Annotated in this window: 28 protein-coding genes, 1 pseudogene and 1 riboswitch; of the genes and pseudogenes, 24 read left to right on the forward strand and 5 right to left on the reverse strand. The window is 45.6% G+C overall.

What is annotated here, in order from left to right; all coding sequences use genetic code 11:
- Positions 1-158 precede the first annotated feature (158 nt).
- A complete protein-coding gene (locus AC2EXB_RS03235; protein ID WP_483603603.1) occupies positions 159-926 on the forward strand; it encodes an aquaporin in 768 nt (255 codons plus the stop codon).
- A gap of 46 nt (positions 927-972) precedes the next feature.
- Here the strand turns inward: AC2EXB_RS03235 and AC2EXB_RS03240 are convergent, their stop codons facing one another.
- On the reverse strand, positions 973-1560 hold the full coding sequence (locus tag AC2EXB_RS03240; RefSeq protein ID WP_483603604.1) for a TetR/AcrR family transcriptional regulator: 588 nt from the start codon (positions 1558-1560) through the stop codon (positions 973-975).
- A gap of 201 nt (positions 1561-1761) precedes the next feature.
- Between AC2EXB_RS03240 and AC2EXB_RS03245 the strand changes: the two genes are divergently transcribed.
- From AC2EXB_RS03245 to AC2EXB_RS03300, 12 genes are all read left to right on the forward strand, one after another.
- Positions 1762-2097, forward strand: coding sequence for a hypothetical protein (locus tag AC2EXB_RS03245; RefSeq protein ID WP_483603606.1), 336 nt, complete (start codon positions 1762-1764; stop codon positions 2095-2097).
- 139 nt (positions 2098-2236) lie between these two features.
- Positions 2237-2452 carry a hypothetical protein gene (locus AC2EXB_RS03250; RefSeq protein WP_235198227.1) on the forward strand — a complete coding sequence of 72 codons (216 nt, stop codon included), beginning with the start codon at positions 2237-2239 and terminating at the stop codon, positions 2450-2452.
- A 174-nt stretch (positions 2453-2626) separates the two neighbouring features.
- On the forward strand, positions 2627-3010 hold the full coding sequence (locus tag AC2EXB_RS03255) for a DUF302 domain-containing protein (protein ID WP_246809674.1): 384 nt from the start codon (positions 2627-2629) through the stop codon (positions 3008-3010).
- 82 nt (positions 3011-3092) lie between these two features.
- Positions 3093-3353 carry a metal-sensitive transcriptional regulator gene (locus tag AC2EXB_RS03260; RefSeq protein ID WP_235198229.1) on the forward strand — a complete coding sequence of 87 codons (261 nt, stop codon included), beginning with the start codon at positions 3093-3095 and terminating at the stop codon, positions 3351-3353.
- A 143-nt stretch (positions 3354-3496) separates the two neighbouring features.
- Complete coding sequence (locus AC2EXB_RS03265; RefSeq protein WP_483603607.1) at positions 3497-3976, forward strand: DsrE/DsrF/DrsH-like family protein; 480 nt, start codon at positions 3497-3499, stop codon at positions 3974-3976.
- Between the two features lie 16 nt (positions 3977-3992).
- Positions 3993-4364, forward strand: a complete 372-nt coding sequence (locus tag AC2EXB_RS03270) for a rhodanese-like domain-containing protein (RefSeq protein ID WP_483603608.1) — start codon at positions 3993-3995, stop codon at positions 4362-4364.
- Between the two features lie 12 nt (positions 4365-4376).
- Complete coding sequence (locus tag AC2EXB_RS03275; protein ID WP_235198232.1) at positions 4377-4673, forward strand: rhodanese-like domain-containing protein; 297 nt, start codon at positions 4377-4379, stop codon at positions 4671-4673.
- A 48-nt stretch (positions 4674-4721) separates the two neighbouring features.
- Positions 4722-5291 carry a rhodanese-like domain-containing protein gene (locus AC2EXB_RS03280; protein WP_483603609.1) on the forward strand — a complete coding sequence of 190 codons (570 nt, stop codon included), beginning with the start codon at positions 4722-4724 and terminating at the stop codon, positions 5289-5291.
- Between the two features lie 69 nt (positions 5292-5360).
- On the forward strand, positions 5361-6488 hold the full coding sequence (locus AC2EXB_RS03285; RefSeq protein ID WP_483603610.1) for an MBL fold metallo-hydrolase: 1128 nt from the start codon (positions 5361-5363) through the stop codon (positions 6486-6488).
- A gap of 48 nt (positions 6489-6536) precedes the next feature.
- Positions 6537-6764, forward strand: coding sequence for a sulfurtransferase TusA family protein (locus AC2EXB_RS03290; RefSeq protein ID WP_483603611.1), 228 nt, complete (start codon positions 6537-6539; stop codon positions 6762-6764).
- A 55-nt stretch (positions 6765-6819) separates the two neighbouring features.
- A complete protein-coding gene (locus tag AC2EXB_RS03295; RefSeq protein ID WP_235198235.1) occupies positions 6820-7596 on the forward strand; it encodes a sulfite exporter TauE/SafE family protein in 777 nt (258 codons plus the stop codon).
- 331 nt (positions 7597-7927) lie between these two features.
- The gene (locus AC2EXB_RS03300) at positions 7928-8446 is read left to right on the forward strand and encodes a YehS family protein (protein WP_483603612.1); all 519 of its coding nucleotides are present in this window, start codon (positions 7928-7930) and stop codon (positions 8444-8446) included.
- A gap of 179 nt (positions 8447-8625) precedes the next feature.
- Here AC2EXB_RS03300 and AC2EXB_RS03305 read toward each other — a convergent pair whose 3' ends face one another.
- Positions 8626-9051, reverse strand: coding sequence for a hypothetical protein (locus AC2EXB_RS03305; protein WP_483603614.1), 426 nt, complete (start codon positions 9049-9051; stop codon positions 8626-8628).
- A 188-nt stretch (positions 9052-9239) separates the two neighbouring features.
- Positions 9240-9344, forward strand: a riboswitch (SAM riboswitch).
- Positions 9345-9531: 187 nt separating this feature from the next.
- Here AC2EXB_RS03305 and AC2EXB_RS03310 point away from each other — a divergent pair.
- Positions 9532-9705: pseudogene (locus AC2EXB_RS03310) on the forward strand (vitamin B12 dependent-methionine synthase activation domain-containing protein); the annotation flags it as partial.
- Positions 9706-9844: 139 nt separating this feature from the next.
- Here AC2EXB_RS03310 and AC2EXB_RS03315 read toward each other — a convergent pair.
- Positions 9845-11464, reverse strand: coding sequence for a glycoside hydrolase family 43 protein (locus AC2EXB_RS03315; protein WP_483603615.1), 1620 nt, complete (start codon positions 11462-11464; stop codon positions 9845-9847).
- 204 nt (positions 11465-11668) lie between these two features.
- A complete protein-coding gene (locus AC2EXB_RS03320; RefSeq protein ID WP_483603616.1) occupies positions 11669-12877 on the reverse strand; it encodes an ROK family protein in 1209 nt (402 codons plus the stop codon).
- A 179-nt stretch (positions 12878-13056) separates the two neighbouring features.
- Between AC2EXB_RS03320 and AC2EXB_RS03325 the strand changes: the two genes are divergently transcribed.
- The 3 genes from AC2EXB_RS03325 to AC2EXB_RS03335 all read left to right on the forward strand — a co-directional run bounded on the left by AC2EXB_RS03325 (position 13057) and on the right by AC2EXB_RS03335 (position 16173).
- On the forward strand, positions 13057-14355 hold the full coding sequence (locus AC2EXB_RS03325; protein ID WP_235198241.1) for an extracellular solute-binding protein: 1299 nt from the start codon (positions 13057-13059) through the stop codon (positions 14353-14355).
- Between the two features lie 102 nt (positions 14356-14457).
- On the forward strand, positions 14458-15336 hold the full coding sequence (locus tag AC2EXB_RS03330; RefSeq protein ID WP_483603617.1) for a carbohydrate ABC transporter permease: 879 nt from the start codon (positions 14458-14460) through the stop codon (positions 15334-15336).
- 15 nt (positions 15337-15351) lie between these two features.
- On the forward strand, positions 15352-16173 hold the full coding sequence (locus AC2EXB_RS03335; protein ID WP_483603619.1) for a carbohydrate ABC transporter permease: 822 nt from the start codon (positions 15352-15354) through the stop codon (positions 16171-16173).
- Between the two features lie 201 nt (positions 16174-16374).
- Here the strand turns inward: AC2EXB_RS03335 and AC2EXB_RS03340 are convergent, their stop codons facing one another.
- Positions 16375-17004 (reverse strand): YesL family protein, encoded by a 630-nt coding sequence (locus AC2EXB_RS03340; RefSeq protein ID WP_483603620.1) that lies wholly within the window; start codon positions 17002-17004, stop codon positions 16375-16377.
- Positions 17005-17313: 309 nt separating this feature from the next.
- Between AC2EXB_RS03340 and xylA the strand changes: the two genes are divergently transcribed.
- The 7 genes from xylA (at position 17314) to AC2EXB_RS03375 (ending at position 24750) form a co-directional block, all read left to right on the forward strand.
- Complete coding sequence (gene xylA, locus AC2EXB_RS03345) at positions 17314-18636, forward strand: xylose isomerase (RefSeq protein ID WP_483603622.1); 1323 nt, start codon at positions 17314-17316, stop codon at positions 18634-18636.
- Positions 18637-18669: 33 nt separating this feature from the next.
- Positions 18670-20169: a xylulokinase gene (gene xylB, locus AC2EXB_RS03350; RefSeq protein WP_483603624.1), complete on the forward strand. Its 1500-nt coding sequence runs from the start codon at positions 18670-18672 to the stop codon at positions 20167-20169.
- A gap of 80 nt (positions 20170-20249) precedes the next feature.
- Positions 20250-21233, forward strand: a complete 984-nt coding sequence (locus AC2EXB_RS03355; protein WP_483603626.1) for an aldo/keto reductase — start codon at positions 20250-20252, stop codon at positions 21231-21233.
- 60 nt (positions 21234-21293) lie between these two features.
- The gene (locus AC2EXB_RS03360) at positions 21294-22391 is read left to right on the forward strand and encodes an ABC transporter ATP-binding protein (RefSeq protein ID WP_483603628.1); all 1098 of its coding nucleotides are present in this window, start codon (positions 21294-21296) and stop codon (positions 22389-22391) included.
- A 112-nt stretch (positions 22392-22503) separates the two neighbouring features.
- On the forward strand, positions 22504-23478 hold the full coding sequence (locus AC2EXB_RS03365) for a Gfo/Idh/MocA family protein (protein ID WP_483603629.1): 975 nt from the start codon (positions 22504-22506) through the stop codon (positions 23476-23478).
- Positions 23479-23550: 72 nt separating this feature from the next.
- A complete protein-coding gene (locus AC2EXB_RS03370; RefSeq protein ID WP_483603631.1) occupies positions 23551-24537 on the forward strand; it encodes an LLM class flavin-dependent oxidoreductase in 987 nt (328 codons plus the stop codon).
- 87 nt (positions 24538-24624) lie between these two features.
- Entirely contained in the window at positions 24625-24750 is a 126-nt protein-coding gene (locus AC2EXB_RS03375; protein ID WP_260107723.1) for a hypothetical protein, read from the forward strand.
- Positions 24751-24810 lie beyond the last annotated feature (60 nt).

The raw sequence follows: 24810 nt of genomic DNA on the forward strand, positions 1-24810 counted from the left end.
ACATTGACTAAAACCTTTTCTCATTCCCGGGAAAAGGTTTTTATGATTTTGACAAATATCGTTAAATAAAAATTATAGGAGGGAAAGCTATGCTATAATATTTTGAAAGTTCAGATTAATTATGGCGATGAGGCTTTTAAAGGAAAGGAGAGGTTTCTATGAAGAAGTATTTAGCAGAATTCATTGGTACGTTTATCTTGGTGTTTCTTGGAACAGGGGCGGCTGTGGTTTTAGGCGGGTATTCGGGAGGGACGGATAATGGATACCTTGGCGTTTTAGCCATCGCTTTTGCATTCGGATTGTCGATCGTGGCAGCAGCTTACGCTATCGGGCATATTTCAGGATGCCATGTAAATCCGGCAGTTTCGCTAGCTGTCTGGATGTCCGGGAATTTGACGGCTAAAGAGTTTGGCGGGTATGTAGTGGCTCAAATTGTAGGAGCATTTGCAGGAAGTGCATTTCTTGCATTCGTGGCTGCGAATTCGACTACCCTTGAAGGATACGGAGCAAACGGCTATGGTGATTTAAGTGCCGTCGGATTGAATTTGCTCGGTGCGTTTGGCGTTGAAATCATCCTTACGTTCATCTTTGTACTGGCGATACTCGGTGTGACTTCGAGTAAAGCGACTTCCCATATGGGTGGAATCGTCATCGGGTTGACCTTGACGCTTGTGCACATCATTGGCATTCCGTTAACTGGCACTTCCGTAAACCCGGCAAGAAGCTTGGCGCCGGCTATTTTTGCCGGCGGCGATGCCCTTGCCCAAGTATGGCTATTCATTGCCGCTCCATTGATTGGCGCAGCGCTTGCAGCCCTTGTGTTTAGAAGTTTCTTTTATATAAAAGAAGAAACCGGTCTTGAAGTGGCGGGAGATTCGCGGATTGACGGGGAAAGCGGTCCTCTTCCGAACAGAAGCCGCAGATAACAAAAAGGCTGTTCCCTGGTGGACCGGGGAAACAGCCTTTTTTACGTTATAAATTGCGGATAAAGAAAATGATCTGGATATACATTTCGGCCATTTCTTCCGGTGTTTCAGCCAGTTCGTTTTCCAGCCATTGTTCAATGAGCCCTAAAAAAGCGGAAGTGGCAAAGGATGACAAATAATCTTGCGGGACCGATGCTCCCTTGAAGAAGCTTTCGTTTTTCATCATTTTTTCGACAAAGTGATCGACGAAAAAACGTTTCAGCCGCTTGTGAAAGCCGATGTGGTTATTTTCGCCGAGGAAGATTTGAAAACGTTCGGCGTTCAATTGAATATAGCGGAACACTTCCACCGCGTTCATCGAAATCCGGCCTTTTTCTGCTTCCTCCAGCAATAAATCCGGCTTCAGCTGTTCAAGGTGCTTATCCAAGTTTTCCAATAATCCCGTTTCCATTTGATCCAGCAAATCGTATTTACCCAAGTAATGCAGATAAAAAGTGCCTCTGTTGATCTCCGCCGCTTCGGTGATGTCACGGACAGATATTTTCATGAAGTTCTTTTCCTTTAACAGCTGAAGGAAATGCTGCTGGATTTTCTCTTTCGTCTTTTCGGCCATTTCTTCATAAATCGAAGCCATCAGTTCCCCCTCCGTACCACTGAACAGGTGTGCCTATTCTGTTTATTGCTTTCATTATAGCAGGGGCCTAAAATAAAGGTATACCAATCAACAGGGTGTTGAGTGGGATTTGCGGAATAGGTGATGGAATATGAAGAAATCTCATATAGCGATGATTGCAGCGTTTTTAATTGGAGTCGGATGCTGGGGAAGGCATTTGCCATGGATGAAGATATTAAAATGTATTTATTGATGTTCTGGGGAATCGGGATGGCCCTTGCGTACTTGCGCATCTTTGTAAATAACTCGATCAAGAAGATGAAGGGCAAGAACTGGAAAGTGAAAGTTGTGTTTTTTGCCGTATTGTTGGGATTTGGTTTGCCGTTCCAGTCGTGGTTCCGAAATGCCGTGCTTTTTAATATGGACTCCGCTTATCTTGGCGGCAGTATCTTCATACTGGTCGTCGGAATGGTCTTCATGACCTTCTTTTCAGGCTACGCCAAAGGGAAATTCCTGGAGAGAAAAACGCAAAATACCCAAGCCGTTTTAAAATCGTAAATAGAGGAAAATCATTTATTGTTCTTATTGCCGGTCAAGCCGTGCTATAATAAGGGACTTAGGACGAATACGGATGAACCCAAAATTCAACGGAAGCCAAGCGCTTCTGCCTGCAAATAAATGATAGAGGTGTAAGAGAATGAATAAACGATGGACGATCGATAAAATAAGAGAATTTACAGAGAAAAACTCCGACAGCAAATTGCTGTCAACGGAATACCACGGATTTTCACAAAAGCTGCTGTTCAAATGTTCTTGCGGCAATAATTTTGAGAAGACTTTCACGAAGTTCAACAAAAACAACCAGCGCAAATGCGATACATGCCAACCGCCGAAAGCGCCGCGCGGCGAATAAAACAATGACAGGCACTTCTTTTCAGCTTTCGAAAAGAAGTGCTTTTTCTTTAGGGGAAAATCCGGAAAAGCAGATTAGTTGTGCCTCCAAGAAAAAGGAGTTATTCTGTAGTTGTTGATATACCCATAGGGGTTTAATTTTGAGCCCTAGAATAGAAGAAGAGGAGGAGAAAAAATGTTCAATTACACAGTAGAAACGCCAAAAAGCAGAGATGAAGCGGTGCAAGCACTTGAAGAGAATTTAAAGAGCGAAAAGTTCGGTGTCTTGTGGAATTTCGATCTTACGGCGAAGCTGAAAGAAAAAGGCACAGATTTTGATACGCCGTTTACCGTACTGGAAGTTTGCAACCCGGAAGAAGCCAATAAAGTGCTGTCGGAAGATTTGATGGTGGGGTATTTCTTGCCTTGCAAAATCGTCGTCTATGAAGAAAAAGGAACGACGAAAATCGGTATGCCGCGTCCCACTGCTTTAACTGGCATGGTTCAGAACGACTCTATTAAGAAAATCGCTGTAGAGATCGAAAAACGATTGATCGGCTGCATCGACCAATCGGTATAAGAAAGCTTGAAGGATTGATTTCATACCCAAAGGGGTATAAAATTGAATAGAAATAATGGAAAGTGAAGGGGGCAATCATACGATGGAATACGATAAACAAGTCCAAAACCGTCTAAGAAGAATCGAAGGCCAGCTTAAAGGGGTCTTGCGTATGGTGGAAGACAACGAAGATTGCCGCGATGTCGTGACTCAATTGTCTGCAGTGCGAAGCGCAGTAGACCGGGCAATCGGCGTTATTGTCAGTGAGAACTTGGAGCAATGTGTACGGGACAGCATTGATAAAGGTGAAAGCACAGATCAGCTGGTTAAAGATGCGGTTAGCCTATTGGTTAAAAGCAGATAAGAAATCCGTAGAACTTTCGGGTTGACGGATTTTCTTTTTGGATGTTAATATACCCCTATAGGTATTTCACGTGTTGTTGAGGCAGCGCGTTTTTATTTAAATGAAAATATACCCCGTGCGGTATAAGGGAGGTGGAATCAGAGATGGAAGAAAGAAAGACAACAAACATCATTTTGTTCAGCGGAGATTACGATAAAGCGATGGCGGCCTATATCATTGCGAATGGAGCAGCGGCATACGACCACGAGGTAACGATTTTCCACACATTTTGGGGACTGAATGCTTTAAGAATAGACAATCCGCAAGCCGTGAAGAAAGGATTCCTTGAAGGGATGTTCGCAAAAATGATGCCAAGAGGCGCAGATAAATTAGGGCTTTCTACGATGAATATGGCCGGAATGGGACCAAAGATGATTAAGCATGTTATCGGCAAGCATAATGCGATGACACTTCCGCAATTGATTGATATGGCGAAAGAACAAGAAATCAATCTGGTGGCGTGTACGATGACAATGGATCTTCTTGGATTGAAAGAGGAAGAATTGCTGGAAGACGTGGCCTTTGCTGGAGTAGCGGCTTATCTGGCTGATGCAGAAGACGGCAATGTGAATTTATTCATTTAAAGAAAAGGGGAGAATCATGGATACTTGGCTGATGTTAGTAGTTGGAGCGGTCATCCTGTGGATCGGATACAGAGCCATTTCCCTTCCAAAAGGGGCAATGGCAATTTCAACGGATGATTTGAAATCGGTGATCAAGAAAAAAGAGCAGCAATTGATCGATGTACGGACACCCGCAGAATTCAAAGCAAACCACATCAAGGAATTTAAGAATATCCCACTGGCTGAATTGCCGAAGCGTTTGCAGGAACTCGATAAAGGAAAAGAAGTTTACGTTATTTGCCAAAGCGGTATGCGAAGCAGCCGGGCAGCGGCGCTATTGCAGCGAAATGGTTTTGCACAAGTGATTAACGTAACCGGCGGGATGAACCAATACCGGCCGCAACGATAGGAGGAAAAAAGAATGAAGCGAATGACAACAGAAGAAGTGAATGAATACGTAAACCGGCATCCGGATGTTTCCATTATCGATGTACGCGAAACAGAAGAAGTAAAAGCAGGGAAGATACCGGGAGCAGTCAATATTCCATTAGGGCTGCTTGAATTCCGTCTGCAGGATATCAACCGATCGAAAGAACATATTCTCGTATGCCGTTCAGGTAATCGCAGTGGAATGGCGGCGCGGTTATTAGAAGATAAAGGGTTTGACGTAGTCAATATGGACGGCGGTATGCTGGAATGGAACGGTCCGACAGTTTAAATTTTTTTGACATTAAATATACCCCCGTGGGTAAAAGGAGGAAGACAGATGATTAAGACCGATAAAACCTTGGATGCCAAAGGGCTAGCTTGTCCGATGCCGATTGTCCGGACGAAAAAAGCGATGAATGATTTAGGGCCCGGACAAGTGATTGAAGTGCAAGCAACGGACAGAGGTTCACTTGCGGATATGAAAGCTTGGGCCAAGAGCAGCGGCAACCATTATCTCGGAACTTCTGAAGAAGGGAATGTGCTGATCCATTATTTGCGGAAAGCCGATCGCTCAGAAGAAAAAGAGGAAATGAAATTTCCGCACACGCTAACTAATGCAGAATTAGAGCAACAACTTGGGCGCGAAGATTTGATTGTTTTGGATGTTCGGGAACCGGCAGAATATGCATTCGGGCATATCGAGGGAGCTGTATCGATTCCACTTGGCGAACTCGAGCAGCGAGTGAGTGAATTGGATTCGGATAAAGAAGTGATCGTTATTTGCCGGACAGGCAAGCGCAGTGATTTTGCAGCGAAGCAGCTGGAGGAAAAAGGATTTACCCGCATTAAAAATGCAGCCCAGGGCATGTCCGAATGGACAGGTGCTACGGAGTCGAACAACGCGTAACTTGCAGAAGTCCAGCTCATCAAATGAAACGGGAATTTTGGAACAGACTATACGACAGGGGGTAAAAAGATGACAGTAGAATCGTTAACAGCAAAAGAAGTTGCGAAAAAGGTGATCAACAACGAACCGCTCTTTATTTTTGATGTCCGCAATGAAGATGCGTTTGCGGACTGGAAAATAGAAGGCAGCCGCTTTGATTATTTGAACATCCCGTATTTTGATTTATTGGACGGGGTCGAAGAAGCGGCGGCTAAGCTTCCAACGGATAAAGACATACTGGTGGTTTGTGCAAAGGAAGGATCTTCGGTCATGGTGGCAGAAATGCTTGCTGAAGAAGGGATCGAGGCCGCTTACTTAGAAGGCGGGATGAAGGCTTGGAGCGAACATTTGGAACCGGTGAAAGTGGGGGATTTAAAAGGCGGCGGGGAGTTATACCAATTTGTCCGGATCGGGAAAGGCTGTTTGTCTTATATGGCCATCTCGGACGGAGAAGCTGCCGTAATCGATGCAACACGCATGGCTGATGTCTTTCTGGATTTCGCAGCGGAAAAAGGCGCCGTGATCAAACACGTCTTTGATACCCATCTGCATGCAGACCATATTTCTGGCGGACGCCAAATCGCGGAAGCAACAGGCGCAGCTTATTATTTGCCGCCGGCAGATGCAGAAGAAGTGGTGTTTGACTATGTGAAACTTGTCAATGGACTGAAAGTGGAATTAGGAGAAGAAAAAACCGAAATCCACGCATTTTATTCGCCTGGACATACGATCGGTTCGACTTCTTTCATCGTAGACGGCCAGTATTTAATGACGGGTGACATTCTGTTTATCGATTCCATTGGACGCCCGGACCTTGCAGGGCTTGCAGAAGATTGGGTGGGGGATCTAAGAGAATCCCTCTACAAGCGCTATCCGGGACTGGCGGACGGGTTAATCGTTCTTCCAGCCCATTTCATGATCATCGATGAGTTGAATGAAGACGGCAGCGTCTATAAAACATTGAGCGCTTTGTTTAAAGAGAATCACGGATTGAATATTGAAGATGAACAAGCTTTCCGGGATATGGTGACCCGTCATCTGCCGCCGCAGCCGAATGCATATCAGGAGATCCGCAAGACCAATATGGGAATCATTTCGCCGGCTGAAGAAGAGCAGCGGGAAATGGAGATTGGACCAAACCGCTGTGCTGTGCGGTAAACCATTGAACGAGGCAATAAAAAATTGGAAATTGAAGGAGCGACTCACATGAATTCAGATAAAGTATTAGATGCAAAAGGCTTGGCATGCCCGATGCCGATTGTGAAAACAAGAAAAGAGATGAAAGAGCTGGCATCCGGCCAAGTCTTAGAAATCCATGCAACGGATAAAGGGGCAAAAGCGGATATGGCAGCTTGGGCAAAATCAGGCGGCCATGACTTGCTCGAAGTCCAAGAAGACGGCGGCCTGTTGAAATTCTGGATCAAGAAAGGCTAAAAGCTGAAGGGTATCGATCTGATGCCCTTTTTCCTTTTGGCAAGGAGGAATTGGTATGAGTATAGATTTTATCATCGTCATTTTTTTCATCGGTTTTATTGGTTCATTTATCTCCGGAATGGTGGGAATCGGGGGCTCGATCATCAAATACCCGATGCTGCTCTACATACCGGTGATGCTTGGCTATACGGCTTTCAGCGCCCATGAAGTATCCGGGATCAGCGCCATCCAGGTGTTTTTTGCGACGATCGCTGGAGTTTGGGCTTACCGGGGGAGCGGCTATATCAATAAGGCGCTGATCGCTTATATGGGCGGGGCCATTTTAGTCGGGAGTTTTATCGGCGGCTATGGCTCCACGTTATTGTCTGAACAAGCCATTAATATTGTCTATGCCATTTTGGCGACAATTGCCGTCATCATGATGTTCCTTCCCAAAAAAGGAGTCGACGACATTCCACTTGACCAAGTGGTGTTCCATAAAGGGCTGGCGGCCGGCCTTGCTTTGATCGTTGGAATTGCTGCAGGCATCGTCGGGGCAGCGGGTGCTTTTATCCTGGTGCCAATCATGCTTGTGGTGTTGAAAATACCGACGCGCATGACCATTGCGACTTCACTGGCGATTACGTTCATTTCGTCGATTGGCTCGACGGTCGGAAAAATTGTCACCGACCAGATTTTGTACGGGCCGGCAGCCGTCATGATTGTAGCAAGCCTGATCGCTGCACCTCTGGGGGCGAAACTTGGACAGAAGATGAACACGAAATACCTCCAGTGGATTTTGGCCTTGCTGATTTTAGGGACAGCGATCAAAATCTGGAGCGATATTCTCTAATTAGTGTATAGCGTCGTGCGCATCAAAATTTGCTGGCCTGCGGCAAAGAAGCTATCCGTTTGTAGCAGTTTTTCATACCGTTGAAAATCATTTCTTCACATCTATCGTCAATTGTGCAAATGTTGTGAGCGAAGTAGATGATTGAGTCTATGTTAATAAACAAGAAGGCGTTCTTGTCTGTTGTATCGATTATTTATTAATTCCGCAGAATATTAGCTTTTTTGACAAATACAAAGGTTTTCATCAAATCGGGCCTTTTAAATATGCTATGATAAAGAAAGCGAAAAAGATGATGGAACAGCTATCATGCATAATAAATGGAGGTTTCCCGATGGACAATAATGATATTCTGATCAGGCTGCGCTACGCACTTGATATTAAAAATAATGACATGATAAAGATTTTCAAGGAAGGCGGCATCGAGCTGTCGAAAGAAGATGTGTTGAAAGTGTTGACGAAGACGCCGGAAAGCGAAGGCGATGACATGGACAGCGTTTTGGATGCTTCTGAAAATGTTGACCATATCCGTGTCGACAACCGGATGCTGGAATCTTTCTTGAACGGCTTGATTGTCTTCAAGCGGGGACGCCAAGAGCCGAAACCGGGGCAGCCGGCCACACCGCCGATGAGCAACGAGCCGGCAAACAATTTGCTGTTGAAGAAAGTGAAGATCGCTTTGCAATTGACGAGTGAAGACATGCTTGAATTGCTCGCACTTGCCGGCGTGACCGTGTCGAAAAGCGAAATGAGCGGCATCTTGCGAAAGCATGGCCATAAGAATTACAGCATCTGCGGCGACCGCTATGCCCGCAATTTCCTAAAAGGATTGGCAATCAAATATAGAAAATAATGCATGGATCCGCTTCTTTCATTGGAGGCGGATTTTTTGATTTAGAGGATGGGAATTGGAGAGTTGGGAGTATTCGAACGAAAGTCGAGCATATTTCACAAAAAGTCGGGAGTAAACGAAAATGGTTTTCCGGCTGCAATCAAAAAAGCTGGATAGCAAAAATGCCGTCCAGCTTTCTTTTATTGCCACGGATAGGTTGCGAGCAGTTTGGCGCTGAGCACCATGAAATCTTCCGCAGGCGACTGTGCTTTTTTCTCAGTCAACAAGTCGTTGCCGGCTGCAAAAAGCGCTTCTGTTGTCGGGTAGGAGAGCGTTTTTTCAGGTTCGATGAACGTCACTGAGTCTTCCGTATAGCGGAACAGGAAATTTTGGTATTGGGTTTCGCTTGCGGAATGAAAGCTCGATGGAATGGTGTAGTCGATGTCGGCAGTAAGCACGCCGACGCGTTCATAGATGGCAAGCGGGCCAGCACTTTTCGCCAGGTGCTGTTCTGCGCCTTCCGCTAAGGCGTTTGGATCTTTAGCAATCGAAGGAAAGAGGCGGTTCTCGAGCAACACGAAATAATTGCGCGGATCGTTGACGTCAAGCAGGTATTTTTCAGACATTCAGAAATTCCTCCTAAAAGCGTTGATTGATTCCCATGATAGCGGAAATGTGTGAAAAGGGAAACGGAGAGAAACCAGAACGGTAAATGTCTTTCTTAACAGAAAGTTCGTTTATTTCTGTCAAAACGCCTTGATTTTCCATCCTGAACCAGTTACCCTTACAAAAAGCCAAAATTGAATAACGTGAATTCTTATCGAGAGAAGTCGAGGGACTGGCCCTATGACGCTTCAGCAACCAGTCGCAAGGTCAGGTGCTAAATCCAGCAGGTAATCGATTGCCTAAGAGATGAAAAGGAACGAGTGTGAACTCATAAAGCCTTCATTTTCATGGAGGGCTTTTTTTCTATATATAGGAGCAGAGAGAACGGGATTATTAGAGGAATTAAAACGAGGATTCTAACGGCAGACGGGGCAATAGGAGCCCAGCTGATCAAAGCGAAATTCCCGCGTATTTTGACGATTCTTGCCGTCAACAATGTCTCATTCGGCTATCCGGCATGTCCGAACTTGGAAGATCAAGCGAAATTATTCGGCTTGATCAAACCGGAAGACATCGGCGTCCAATTGACGGAAGAATATATGATGGATCCGGAAGCTTCGGTGTCGGCGATTGTCTTTGCCCATCCGGATGCGCGGTATTTTGTAGTAGATTGAGTATTGGAAAGGGGTTTGGACAGTAAAAAGGGAAGATTGGACAGTATTTAGCTAAAAACGGATAGTATTTCGCAGCTAATGGACAGTATATCCAAATAACTGGAAAAAGAGCAGCTCAGACCATCCTGAGCCGCCCTTTTTATTGGGTTTCTTCGCGTTCTTTGTAAATAAAATAATCGAAATCCGCCGCCAACTTTTGGCCGGACGTATCTTGGCATTGCATGCCGACAAATGCGCCGGTGAAGAATCCGCCGCCTTGGATGTAGTCATCGGAAAGTTTATGCGAACCGAAGCGGATCGGAATCAAATGCCAGTCCTCCCCATCGAACGAATAGGAATACTGATAAATGTCCGCATCGACATTGACGCGCATGTGGACGTACTCGACTTCATCAGGCACGACGATTTCTTCGCCTTGCAGCGGCTGGTCGTAGGCGAAATTATCGCAGACAGTCAAATCAAGGATGCGGCCTTTTTCTTCGTGCCAGGTAATTTGAAGAGCCGTCCAGTTTTCCGTGTTGTAATAGTTTACAAGACCCGCTGCCTGCTGGAATGTATCTGGCTGGAAGGCAACTTTCGTTTCCGCAGTAAAGTGGAAATGCTGCCAGCGTCTCGCGACGAATGCTTGGGTGAATTTAGATGTCAACGACTCGCATCCATGAATGCGCAAGTGGCCTGGATTTTCCTTCAAAGAAACGATTTCTTCGCCTAAAGGGATACGCAGCGTCTGGAAATGCGGGTTCAATGTCTCCGAATCGAAATCGTCTTTTTCCGGATAATCGCGATCCCACACCACTTCTTCGATGGCTGGCCCTTCGATTTGAAGTGAGGGTGCATTTCCGCCGACGACATATGGCCAATCGTTTTTCCATTCCACTCGCTGGATGGCTGTTTCGCGTCCAAGCGGGCAGTAGCCGCGCGGGTCAAGCAAAGCTTGGCCTTTTCGGGAAAGCGGGCGCCCCGTCAAATGCACCAGGAACCATTCGTCCGTATGCGTTTGGACAATGGAAGCATGTCCCGATTTCTGCAGCGGATTTCTTGGCGAGAAGAAAGATGTGATCAACGGATTTTCCGGATGGACTTCATAAGGTCCGTGCAAATCTTTTGAACGGGCAATCGTAGCTTGGTGGTCATACTTCGTGCCGCCTTCAGCGGTCAATAAATAATAATATTCGCCGATTTTGTAAAGATGCGGCGCTTCAACTAATGCCACATCGGTTCCTTTGAAGATGATTTCGGATTTGCCGACTAATTTCTGTTCTTCAACGCTGTATTCCTGAAGCACGATGCCGTAAAAATTATGATGGCCATGTCGGTGATCCCAATACATATTCACCAAGTATTTCTTGCCGGATTCATCGTGGAACAGGGAAGGGTCAAATCCCGAACTGTTCAAATAAATCGGTTCCGACCATTCGCCATCAATCGTTTCGCAAGTGACGAGGTAGTTATGGCAGTCTTTCCATTGCCCTTCTGTCACTTTCACATCTGTGAAAATCAGCCAGAACTTTCCGTCGCTGTAGGAAAGGGCCGGTGCCCAGACGCCGCCGGAGTTCGGATTGCCCATCATGTTCAATTGGCTCAACCGGTTGAGCGGACGAGAGATCAACCGCCAGTTTTTCAAGTCCTTGGAATGGTAGATGCCGACACCTGGGAACCATTCAAAAGTGGACACCGCGATGTAATAATCTTCTCCTACACGGCAAATGCTTGGATCCGGATTGAATCCCGTTAAAATTGGATTTTGGATAATCGCCATTTTTCGTCACCCTTTATGTATGATTTTGTGGATCTGCTGCTTGGCAGAGGAGATGTAAGTGCTTTCAAAAACACGTGCCCAAACAGCAAAGGCAAAGATTCTTAATCCAATTAAATCGAAAATTAAAAATCTTCAGCTGCTATAAACGATCATACACTACTTAGTACGAATGGTAAACTAAGTGTGATGAAAGTTTATAACAGCTTAAGAAAAAATGGCTTGCTGCGGCTGCATGCGGACACTCAAGAAATTCTCAATGGTAAAAGCAGCGACGCCAAGTGCCGTTGGCAGCGTATCAAGTTCAGAAAAGCCGATGATCAAATCGTTTTGCTGGAACCAAAGCGCTTGGTTGGCCACGCGTTCATTCAACGATTCGCTCAGCCAATTTTTGGCGGAAGCCATCCGGTTGCCGATTACGACTTGCTGCGGATTGAACGTATTGACGATATTGTTGATGCCGACGCCTAAATAATCGCCGCTTTTTTTGAATAGCGCAATGGCTTCTTCATTGCCGGATTCTGCGAGCTGAATCAAATGCGGCAAATCCAATTTTTCATCAGTGGAAGCGAATAACCCGGACTGCACCGCAGTATCCAGCAGCGCTTGCTCCGACGCATACAGTTCCCAACATCCTTCATTACCACAGCGGCATTTCGGGCCGTTTACTTGAATGGTCATGTGGCCAAGTTCACCGGAAAATCCGTTCGACCCTTTATAGAGGGAACCGTTTAAGATCAGGCCGACGCCAATCCCGATGCCTGCGCTGACATAGATGATGTTTTCGCATTCCTGTCCCGCACCGAAACGCTTTTCGCCGTAAGCACCGGCATTCGCCTCGTTTTCGATAATGACGGGAAGCCCATACTTTTCTTCCAAGACCGATTTCAAGTCCAGGTTCCGCCACTTCAAGTTGGGCGCTAGCAAGATTTCTCCACTTTTATCAACGACTCCCGGTACACCGACGCCGATGCCAACTACGCCGTGAGGGCTTTCAGGTGCAGAAGCAATCAATGAATCAATGGTGGAAAACATTTTTTCTTTGATTTCTTCATATGAAAGATTTTTAAAACTGCATTCTTTCTTCAATTGGATATTGCCGCTGAGATCCGTCAATACGCCAAGCAGGTAATTGACGCCGATATCGATGCCAATTGCATAGCCGGCCAAATCGTTGAACAAGAGCATAACCGGTCGGCGGCCGCCGCTTGATTCGCCAGGGCCGGATTCATAGATCAATTGATCATCCAGCAAATCACTGACAAGGGAAGAAACGGTTCCTTTGTTTAGTCCGGTCTGGCTTGCGACAGCCGCCCGCGAAATCGGTGAATTGTTTTTGATCTTATCTAGCACTAATGATTTGTTGCCTTCTTTGACGACTTGATGGTTCCAGGTCTTGGTCACTTTTACATTCATCCTGCTCAGCTCTTTCTATCATTTTTAAGACTATTTTAACAGATACTTTGAAACGAAAGTAGTTTAATAAAAAACTTTGTTTAGCCACTAGACGAACATGGAAACCCTTGCTATAATGAAAACGCATACAACAATCTGAATATTGTTGTAATAGCACACAAAGTGGGGGGAAGAAAAAAATGAAAAGGAAAAAAACGCTTGCACTGCTATTGTCCGCTGCTATTTCATCGTTACTGCTGGTAGGGTGTTCAGATTCTGATGAGGCGTCATCGGGTTCAAGTAATGCAGACACTGAAATCAAATTTATGCACTTATGGCCAGAAGGTAGCTCCAAAAAGCATTATGACGTGGTAAACGATATTATTGCTGATTACGAAGCGGAAAACGAAGGCGTCAAAATAGATTTAGAAGTTTTAAGCAATGAGCAATACAAAGATAAATTGCGTGTCCTTTCAACATCAAAAGAATTGCCGGATGTAGGCCTTACATGGGCTGCTGGATTCCTTGAGCCTTATGTTGGCGGAAATATGTTCGCACCGTTGGATGATGTCATCGAGTCTGAACTATCAGATGCATTCGTGCCAGGAACTGCTGAAGCCTATGCGCTTGACGGCACAACTTACGGATTGCCATTGGAATTGAACATTGTCAGCATTTATTACAATGAGAAGATGTTTAAGGATAACGGCATTGAAGTTCCAGAAACATACGAAGAATTGTTAGAAGCATCAAAAGCATTCCGTGACGAGGGCATTCAGCCGATCGCTCTAGGAAACAGAGATTCATGGACAGGTTCTATGTGGTATATGTACTTGGCTGACCGCATCGGCGGCGCTGATACATTGAACAAAGCAATCGACCGTTCAGGCAGCTTCGAAGATCCTGCCTTGATCGAAGCGGCTGCAGAAGTTCAAAACTTGGTAGACAGCGGGGCTTTTGTTGATGGATTCAACGGCCTTGCAGATGAAGAAGCGAAGAGCATGTTCATGAGCGAACAAGCGCCGATGTACATGATCGCAACTTGGGATCTTCCAAACTTCACGACAAATGAAGACGTACCACAAGAATTCAGAGATTCTGTAAAATACATGAACTTCCCAACAGTTGACGGCCAAGGCGATATGAACAGCTTTGTCGGCGGCCCTGGAGTTGGCTTGTTCGTAGCAGAAGATTCAGATGTAAAAGAAGAAGCAAAAGACTTTTCTGCCTACTTTGTGAAAGAGTGGGGCGAAAAAGCGGTTGAAGAAGCTGGCGTAATCCCAGCGACGAAAGTGGATGCTGCGTCAATGGATCTTCCGCAGATGTATATTGATATCTTGGAAGAACTGAACCAAGCGAGCAACATCACGATGTTTGCGGATGTTCAATTGAGCCCAGAAGTGGCAACAGTCCACTTGGATGCAATTCAAGCGCTATTCGGCAACGAAATGACGCCTGAAGAATTTGCGAAAGCCCATGAGGACGCTCTTTCGAAATAAAGAACGATAACAACGGTTTGCAAAGTTAGAGAAACAAGAAGGGGGCATATCCAGAATTCAGGATTGTCCCCTTCTACTTTATAAGATATGGGGTTGAATGTTATGAACAAAGTGATGTCCAATAAGCTTTATATCGCGTTCTATATTGCGCCCGCCTTTATATTGCTGATGGTCTTGATCTTTATCCCGCTGCTCCTGTCCGGCTACTACGGCTTGATGGACTGGGATGGAATCGGAGAAAAAACTTTTATTGGCCTGGACAATTATATAGAAGGAATCCAAGATAAACTATTTTGGAACAGTGCTCTGCATTCGTTCTTATTGGCCCTTTTCTCAGCATTAAGTTTAATCATCTATTTAGCTGTATCGATCATCCTGGCTTCAAAAATCAAAGGTGCGGACTTGCTTCGTAAAATCTACTTGATTCCGATGCTCTTGTCATCCGTTGCCATTGCCCAGTTGTGGGTAAAAGTCTACAACCCGTCAAACGGGATTTTGAATTCATTCCTTAGAACTATCGGAGTTGAAAATCCACCATCTTGGCTCGCAGATCCAAGCATGGTTTTGTTTGCCATCTTCGTTCCGATCCTATGGCAATATGCAGGATTTTATATCCTGATTTACTATGCGGCATTGAAAAATATTCCGGAATCTTTGATTGAAGCTGCAAGAATTGATGGCGCGACGCCATTCCAGATTGCAATGCGCATCAAATTGCCATTGATCAAAGAAATCGTGAGTGTGACAATCGTCTTGGCAATTGTCGGTTCCTTGAAATACTTCGATTTGATTTATGTAATGACAGCCGGCGGACCGAACGGAGCCAGTGAAGTAATGGCTTCTTATATGTACAAATTGGCTTTCTCCAGCTATAACTTCGGCTACGGTAGTGCCATCGGTTTCTTGTTGTTGATCATCACATTGATCGTTACGTTGATCATCCGCAAAGTAACCGAAACAAAAGAGAAGCTTGAATACTAAGAGGAGGTTTGTTTAATGAAACGCGTTGGATATTTCTTTCTTTACCTGGCTTTGATAGTAGTGGCATTATTTCAAATCCTCCCACTCATCTGGCTGTTCCTGTTCTCGTTGAAGAGCAACCAGGAAATCTTTGCAGGATCACCGTTTTCTTTGCCGTCGGAGTTCAGATGGGAAAATTACCAGAAAGTCTGGGACGGGGGAATCGGCACGTATTTCCTTAATAGTGTGTGGATTACCATTGCTGCGATCATCTTCACCGTATTATTCGCAAGCATGGCCGCATTTGCATTGACGCGCATGAAGTGGAAACTAAGCGGCCTTGTGCTCGGGCTTTTCATGATTGGCTTGATGATTCCGATCCACTCAGCGTTGATCCCGCTTTACAGCATGTTCTTGAGCGTCGACATGATCGATAACCCGTGGTCGATCGTCATCACGTACACCGCGTATAACTTACCGATCACCTTAATGATCCTGCTCGGTTTCTATTACACCTTGCCGCACGAAGTCGAAGAAGCGGCAATTATCGATGGCTGTTCGATCCATCGGATGTTCTTCCGCATCATTTTGCCGATGACTACGCCGATCATGGCGACTACGGTCGTCATCAATATGATTTACAACTGGAACGAATTCGTTTTCGTCAACACCTTCATCAGCTCGGAGAAATACAAAACGCTGACAGTCGGGATCCAGAACTTCATCGGGCAATACATGACCGACTGGGGTGCAATCGGCGCGACGTTGATCATCAGCGTCTTGCCGATCATCATCGCCTTCATTTTCTTCAGCAATAAAGTCGTTGAAGGGATTTCATCAAGTGCGGTGAAGGGGTAACTGTAATTAACCGAAGAAATCGCTCCTGGTGGACGCTTTCCGCGGGCACGGCTTCTGCCGCTTCCTTCGCTCCGCTCAGTCCAGTGGCTCCAGCTCGTGCTGGTCCCGCAGGAGTCGCCACCATACGCTTATTCTTCTAAGTACGAATTTTAAAAAAGCTTCACCCAAGAGGAAAGTCGATTTCCGCTTAGGTGAAGCTTTTTATTGTGGCAGTTCACTCGTGCTTTTCGCAGCTGTTTTATTGAAAGCGTTCAAAGAAATCCACATCGTGATGAAGGCGTAGGTACTTGCGCCGAAGATGAACGCGAGTGCCGGGAATGCCTGCATGATCAGAAAGAGCGGAACTAAGCAAAGCAGGATCAGCAAACTGTGAAGCGGATGGATCAGCATGATCAAAAAGGCGTTTTTTAACACTTGAGTGGCTTTGATATCAAAATGCACAAATGTCGGGAATAGATAAAACAGGAACAATAAAACCAAAAGCATAAAAGCGAACAAAGGAATCGATATCCATGTTAAATGGGCAGCATCTAAAGCCAACAAGTAGAAGACGTCAGCGGCAATTAACGCACCAAGCAGCCAAACTAACAGGCCCATCACATTGCTTTTCACAAAGTCTTTCCGGTAATAATCCCAAAACGTACGAAAAACAGGCACGTCTGTCTGGCCGCGCATCCATTTTCGGCAAACGGAGAACATAGCCGTCGTAGCAGGGAACAGCCCTAAAAGGACCGCGCCTGCTAATGTGAAAACAACCCACAGTAAATTTAAATAAGCGAAGCGGGTAATCCATTCGGTAATCTGGTAAACGGTATTTTTAGTGGAATTCATCTATGACCTTCCTTACATTTCAATTTTCTAAAACGCCATCAGCCAACTTATTTAAAAGCATACACTAAGTCAGAAAATTGGACGAATAAATGGTGCTGCAAGTATCTATAAGAATGTTCTTGACGCTTTTAAATGAAATCAAGTGAATTTATAAAAGTAAATAGTCAAATCATTCTAAATAAAACTTTGTTTAACCAATAGACAAACTAATTGTAACTTGTTATAATATCAAATGAAAGCCTTTTCATTAAGGATAGACTCATTTAATTTTCAAATAAGCAGAACATCATACTTAGGAGGCAAAAAATTATGGCATATTTCGAGAACATTGACAAAATTAAATTTGAAGGTGCATCTTCAAAAAATCCATTCGCGTTTAAATTTTACAACCCGGAAGAAGTGATCGGCGGCAAGTCGATGGAAGAAATTCTTCGCTACGCAGTTTCTTACTGGCACACATTCACAATGGATGGCTCTGATCCATTCGGCGCCGGTACAATGAACCGTCCATGGGATAAATTCAGCGGAATGGATTTGGCTAAAGCACGTGTAGATGCAAGTTTCGAATTCTATGAAAAAATGGACGTGCCATTCTTCTGCTTCCATGACATCGATATTGCACCAGAAGGCAGCAACTTAAGAGAATCAAACCAAAACTTGGACGTCATCGTTGCGATGATCAAAGATTACATGAAAGACAGCAAAGCGAAATTGCTTTGGAACACTGCCAATAACTTCACGCACCCACGCTTTATCCACGGTGCTGCAACATCCAACCATGCAGACGTTTTCGCTTATTCAGCAGCGAAAGTGAAAAAAGGCTTGGAAATCGGTAAAGAACTTGGCGCAGAGAACTACGTGTTCTGGGGCGGCCGCGAAGGCTACGAAACATTATTGAACACAAACATGAAGCTTGAGCTTGATAACTTGGGCCGCTTCTACCATATGGCTGTTGATTACGCGAAAGAAATCGGCTTCGACGCACAATTCTTGATCGAGCCAAAACCAAAAGAACCGACAACTCACCAGTACGACTACGATGTAGCGACTGGCCATGCATTTTTGCAAAGCTACGGTTTGGAAAACCACTTCAAATTCAATATTGAAGCAAACCACGCGACGCTTGCAGGCCATACATTCGAACATGAATTGCATTATGCACGCATCAACAACATGCTTGGATCCGTTGACGCGAACCAAGGCGATCCGCTTCTTGGATGGGATACAGATGAATTCCCAACAGATCTTTGGTCAACAACGCTTGCGATGTACGAAATCCTTAAAAATGGCGGACTTGGCAAAGGCGGCTTGAACTTTGATGCGAAAGTACGCCGTGGTTCATTCGAGCCTGAAGATTTGTTCCACGCACATATCGCGGGAATGGATGCGTTTGCTGTTGGCTTGAAAGTTGCTCAGCAATTGATCGACGACAAAGTATTGGATTCCATCATGGAAGACCGCTACCAAACATACACAGAAGGAATCGGCCGCGACATCGTCGAAGGCAAGACAGATTTCCACAAACTAGAAGAGCATGCACTTGGCTTAACTGAAATCAAACAAACATCTGGCCGTCTTGAGCAGATCAAATCTACAATCAACCAGTACTTGCTGCAAGCTTTCGCTAAATAATAATAGTCTGCTAACGCTAGGAGAGCTGTCGCTATGAAATATGTTATTGGAGTCGATCTTGGAACGAGTGCCGTGAAAATCCTGCTGGTCAACCAGCAAGGGGAAGTGGTGCACAGCGTTTCAAAATCGTATGCATTGATTCAAGAAAAAACAGGATACAGTGAGCAGAATCCGCACGACTGGGTGACTCAAACAACTTCCGGGTTGCTTGAGCTCCTCTCCGGTTTTGATGGAACTGCAGAAGATATTGAAGGCATCAGCTTCTCGGGGCAGATGCATGGCCTTGTGCTGCTTGACGAAAACAATGAAGTCTTGCGCCCAGCTATTTTATGGAACGATACAAGAACGACGGCTGAATGCCAGCAAATATACGATGTCGTAGGCAATGAGCGTTTACTTGAAATTACAAAGAATCCGGCGCTTGAAGGCTTCACGCTGCCGAAAATTCTTTGGGTCCAAAAGCACGAACCGGAAATTTTTGCGAAAGCGAAATCGTTCGTTTTGCCAAAAGATTATTTGCGCTTCAAGATGACCGGCAATTTGGAGATGGAATTCTCGGATGCTGCCGGCACTTTATTGCTCGATATCAGCAAAAAACAGTGGAGTACAGAAATCTGTGAGCTTTTGAATATTGATCCAAACCTGTGCCCGCCGCTTGTCTACTCGCATGACGAAGTGGGTACGGTTACGGCTGAATATGCAGAAGCTTCAGGGCTTGCACCGACCACCCGCGTTTTTGCTGGCGGTGCGGATAACGCGTGCGGTGCAATCGGTTCCGGAATTCTGGAAGATGGCAAAACGCTTTGCAGTATCGGGACTTCCGGTGTTGTGTTATCTTATGAAGCAAGCAGCGACAAAGATTTTGGCGGCAAGGTCCATTACTTCAACCATTCGGCGCCGGACGTCTATTACACGATGGGTGTAACGCTTGCAGCCGGCTACAGTTTGACTTGGTTCAAGGAAACCTTTGCGGCGGATGAATCATTTGAAGATTTGCTTGCTGAAGTGGGTTCTGTTCCAGCTGGATCCAACGGCTTGCTGTTTACGCCGTATCTTGTCGGTGAACGCACACCTCATGCAGATGCGGCAATCCGTGCAAGTTTCATCGGGATGGATAGTTCCCATCGCCGAAAAGATTTTGCCCGGGCAGTACTGGAAGGCATTACATTCTCTTTAAATGAATCCATCGAGATTTTCCGCGAAAGCGGAAAGGAAATTGATACGATTGTGTCAATTGGCGGCGGTGCGCAGAACAAAGACTGGCTTCAAATGCAGGCAGATATTTTCAATGCGAAAATCGTACGCCTGACAAGCGAGCAAGGTCCAGGAATGGGTGCAGCCATGCTTGCTGCTTTTGGCAGCGGGTGGTTTTCTTCATTAAAAGAATGTGCGGATGTCTTCTTAAAAGAAGATTCGCAGTATGAACCGAATCCGGCGAATGTAGAAAGCTATCAAAAACTTTTTTCTATTTATCAAGATATTTACGGACAAACAAAAGAGATGAACGAAAAGCTTTTGGCGTTCCGTAAATAGGCAATATAAATAAGAGTCTCAACTTTTGGGTTGGGGCTCTTCTTTGTAAGTATTTATAAAATAGAATGGGAGTGGCGTAGATGGATTATCGGCAAATCGGCAAGACGGATTTAAACGTGAGTGAACTTAGTTTTGGAACATGGGCGATTGGGGGTTCGTGGGGAAAGACGAATGACCAGGAATCGTTGAAAGCTTTGGAATATGCGATGGAGCAAGGCGTCAATTTCTTTGATACAGCTGACGTTTACGGCGATGGCCATAGCGAAGAGCTTCTTGCGAAAGCGACAAAAGGCAGACATGATGAAATCCATATCGCAACAAAATTCGGCCGTGCCGATGATTTTACGGATCCAAAGAATTACACAATGGAAAGCGTTGCGAAGTATTGCGAAGACAGCTTGAAACGTCTCGGGCGTGAACAGATTGATTTGTTCCAAATCCATTGTCCCGCTACCGACATATTACGCGACGGCGATGTATTCGAAGTGCTGGACCGCTTAAAAGAACAAGGCAAAATCCGCTATTACGGCGTTAGTGTTGAAACGGTGGAAGAAGGGCTGATTTGCCTGCAAAACCCGAATGTCAGCAGTTTGCAGGTCATTTTTAATTTATTCCGCCAAAAGCCGCTTGAGGAATTATTCCCGAAAGCGAAAGAGCAAGGTGTTGGAATTTTAGCGCGTGTGCCTTTAGCGAGTGGGTTGTTGACCGGGAAATTCAAAGTGGATGCCCAATTTGAACAAGACGATCACCGCAATTTCAACCGCAATGGCGATGCTTTTAATGTGGGAGAGACTTTTGCCGGACTGGAATTTGAAAAAGGGGTAGAATTGGCTGAAAATTTAAAATGGATTGCAGAAAATAGAGGAAATATGACGCAAGCCGCGTTAAAATGGATATTAGAGCACGGTGCTATTTCTTCGGTGATTCCTGGTTTTAAATCAGTTGCACAAGTGCAAGACAATTTGAAAGCAGTCGAGGCTGCGCCTTATTCTGCAGAAGAAATGGACAAACTTGCAAGATTCTATAAAGAACAGGTGGCTTCTGAAATCAGAGGAGCATATTAAACAAAAGTAAGCGCTTTATCGGCTCGCACGGGAGCCTTTACACAATTTGGAGGGATGAAAATGGCTGGGTTAAACTTAGTGAATGTGAAAAAAGTCTACGATAAAGGGGTAGTGTCGGTTCAAGACTTCAATTTGGAGATCCGCGACAAGGAATTCTTGGTGCTCGTCGGACCGTCCGGCTGCGGGAAGTCCACGACTTTGCGTATGATTGCCGGGCTTGAAGACATCACGGAAGGCGATTTGTTCATTGGCGACAAGCGCGTCAACGATGTCTCGCCAAAAGACCGCGATATCGCAATGGTGTTCCAGAACTATGCGTTGTACCCTCATATGAACGTTTACGATAACATGGCGTTCAGCTTGAAATTGCGCAAACTGAAAAAAGCGGAAATCAAAGAGCGCGTTGAGAACGCAGCGAAAATCTTGAACTTGGAAGAATATTTATACCGCAAACCAAAAGCCTTATCAGGTGGTCAGCGCCAGCGTGTAGCACTAGGCCGCGCAATCGTGCGCGACGCTGAAGTGTTCTTGATGGATGAGCCATTATCCAACTTGGATGCGAAGCTGCGTGTGCAAATGCGTGCGGAAATCCAGAAATTGCACCGCCGCTTGCAGACGACAACGGTATACGTAACACACGACCAGACAGAAGCGATGACGATGGCGACTCGCCTTGTCGTTATGAAAGACGGTTTTATCCAGCAAGTCGGTACGCCGAAAGAAGTGTACGATTTGCCGAATAATATGTTTGTCGGCGGGTTTATCGGTTCGCCGGCCATGAACTTCTTCCACGGGAAATTGGAAGGCAACCAATTTGTCATGGGCGACCAGCGCTTATTGGTGCCAGAAGGCAAGCTTGCCGTATTGAAGGAAAATGGCTTTGGCGACAAAGAAGTGATCCTTGGCGTACGTCCGGAAGACATTCACGATGAGCCATTATTCCTTGACCATTCGCCGCACACGAAGATCAAAGCACCAATCGAAGTGGCGGAATTGATGGGCTCGGAAATCGTCTTGTATTCGCAAGTGAACGGCGAAAGCTTTGTGGCACGCGTCGATGCACGCTTCAACGTGGAAGCTGGCCAGACGATCGAAATGGCGATGGACTTGAACAAAGCCCATTTCTTCGATCCTGCAACAGAACTACGCATCAAATAATAAGCGATAGGCAAGAAGCGCAAAGCTGTCTTGAAATCCAAAGCCGCTACGGGACAGTCGATGCGCCCCTTAGCGGCTTTTTTAATGATTAAAAACCAGAGGAGATGATGGAATGGAAAAAATACGATGGGGCGTTTTAAGCACAGCGAATATTGGCAGAACCCAGGTCATACCGGCAATTTTTCGGGCGGAAAATGCGGAAATGTCCGCAATTTCGAGTAGAGGAGACCGTGTGTACGCTGCGGCAAGAGAGTTAGGGATTCCAAAAGCGTATGAGAGTTACGAAGCATTGTTGGATGATCCGGAAATTGACGCGGTGTATATCCCTCTGCCAAACAATCTACATAAAGAATGGGTCATCAAAGCGGCTGAAAAAGGCAAGCACGTGCTTTGCGAAAAACCGGCAGCGCTGTCGGCCCAAGAAGCGAAAGAAATGATTGAGGCATGTGAAGCGAATGGCGTGAAATTCATGGAAGCCTTCATGTATCAATTGCATCCGCAGCATGCCCGCGTAAAAGAAATTATCGCGTCCGGAGAAATCGGCGAGGTGAAGCTTATTAAATCGAGCCACTCGTTTTACTTGAACAACCGGGAAAGGGATATCCGGATGGATAAAACGATGGGGGGCGGAAGCATTTACGATGTCGGTTCTTATTGCGTTCAAGTTATTCGCCATTTGACGGATTCAGAGCCTGTGAAAGTCCAAGCGATTGCCGAATTGGATGAGGCGACCGGAATCGATTTGACGTCGACGGTCTATATGAAAATGGACAATGGCATCAAGGCGATGTTCGATTGCAGCTTTGATATGATCAACCGCAACGAGTATGAAGTCATCGGTACTGAAGGGAAGATCAAAGTGCCTTTCGCTTTCCGGCCGGATGTTAATGGGGGAATTGGAAAAGTCATTATCCAGAACAATGGCATGATCCGTGAAGAAAAGATTTACGGCGATATCTACCGGATGGAAATCGAGCAATTCTCGCGGGCGATTCTAGACGGCGGGGAACCGGTTATCACGACGGAATCCACACTAAAGAATATGGCCGTGTTGGATAAATGCTACGAATCGATCCAGAATATCTGAAACAAGGTGTTTTGGATTGAAAGTTCCCGCATGCTAAACTGGGGTCATTAATCGGAAAAAGGCGGGAATGGCATGCTGGCATTGAATATTCTGGATTACTCACCAATCGATGAAGGAAAAACGGCGCGGGAAGCGCTGCTGGAGACAACAGAACTGGCACAGCTTGCAGAGCGCTCCGGCTATAGCCGGTTTTGGGTAGCGGAGCACCATAAAGTGGCATCGGTTGCCGGAAGTACGCCGGAAATGCTGATGATGCATTTAGCGACTTCTACGTCGGAAATCCGGATCGGTTCGGGAGGGGTCATGCTCCCACATTACAGCGCTTATAAAGTGGCCGAGAATTTTCGCATGCTTGAAGCACTGCATCCGAATCGAATCGATCTTGGCATCGGGCGTTCGCGCAGTTACCAGGTTGTCAATAAAGCGCTGAATAGCATGCGTGAAAGAGCGGAGCCTTATGAAGAACAGCTGGACCAATTGAAAAACTATTTGGCGGATAAGAGCGAGTTGCCTGCGATGCCAATCACTGAAACAGCGCCCGAGTTGTGGCTGCTCGGGACCGGTGAAGGCAGCGCAGCCCTTGCGGCTGAAAAAGGCATGGCGTACTCCTATGCCCATTTTGCCCGGCCTTCTATCGACGGAGTGGAAATCATCGGGAAATACCGCAGCGAATTTAAAGCTTCACCGTTTTTAGTGCAGCCAAAAGTGATGATTGCGGTATTCGCAGTCGTTGCGGAAACGAAAGAACAAGCGGAAGAAATAGCGAAGGCCTTTGACCTTTGGCTCCTATTCGTCGAATCGAATACGCCTCCGCCTTATTATCCTTCGATTGAAACTGCGGAATTGCGGGGCTTCAGCGCGAGGGAACAGCAAAAAGTATTGGAAAACCGCAAGCGTATGATCATCGGAGATGCCGACTTTGTGAAGGCGGAAATCGAAAGGATTGCGGAACTTTACAAGGCGGATGAAATTACCATTATCCCGAATGTGGCAGGAGCGGAAAATCGCATGAAGGGCATTCGTTTATTGGCAGAAGCTTTTGGATTGGCAATTGAATAGTTTTTAAAGTTCTTTGAATCGCTGTGAAACTTTTCTGAATTCTTTTCGTATAAATTAATAATAGATAAAAAGCGAGGAGAATTGCGGATGAAAAAGAAAAGGGAAAAGAAAGACCGAACATGGGCATGGGAATTGATCGATTTAGCGGAATTGCTTTACCATGTTGTGCTCTTTATTCCGCGCACGGTTTTAAAAATTGCAAAAGATCTTTAAACGAAAGCTCCTGCCGTCAATTTGGCAGGAGCTTTTTTGTTTTATAAATATGTAGTAGGA

Source organism: Planococcus alkaliphilus (assembly GCF_057031095.1).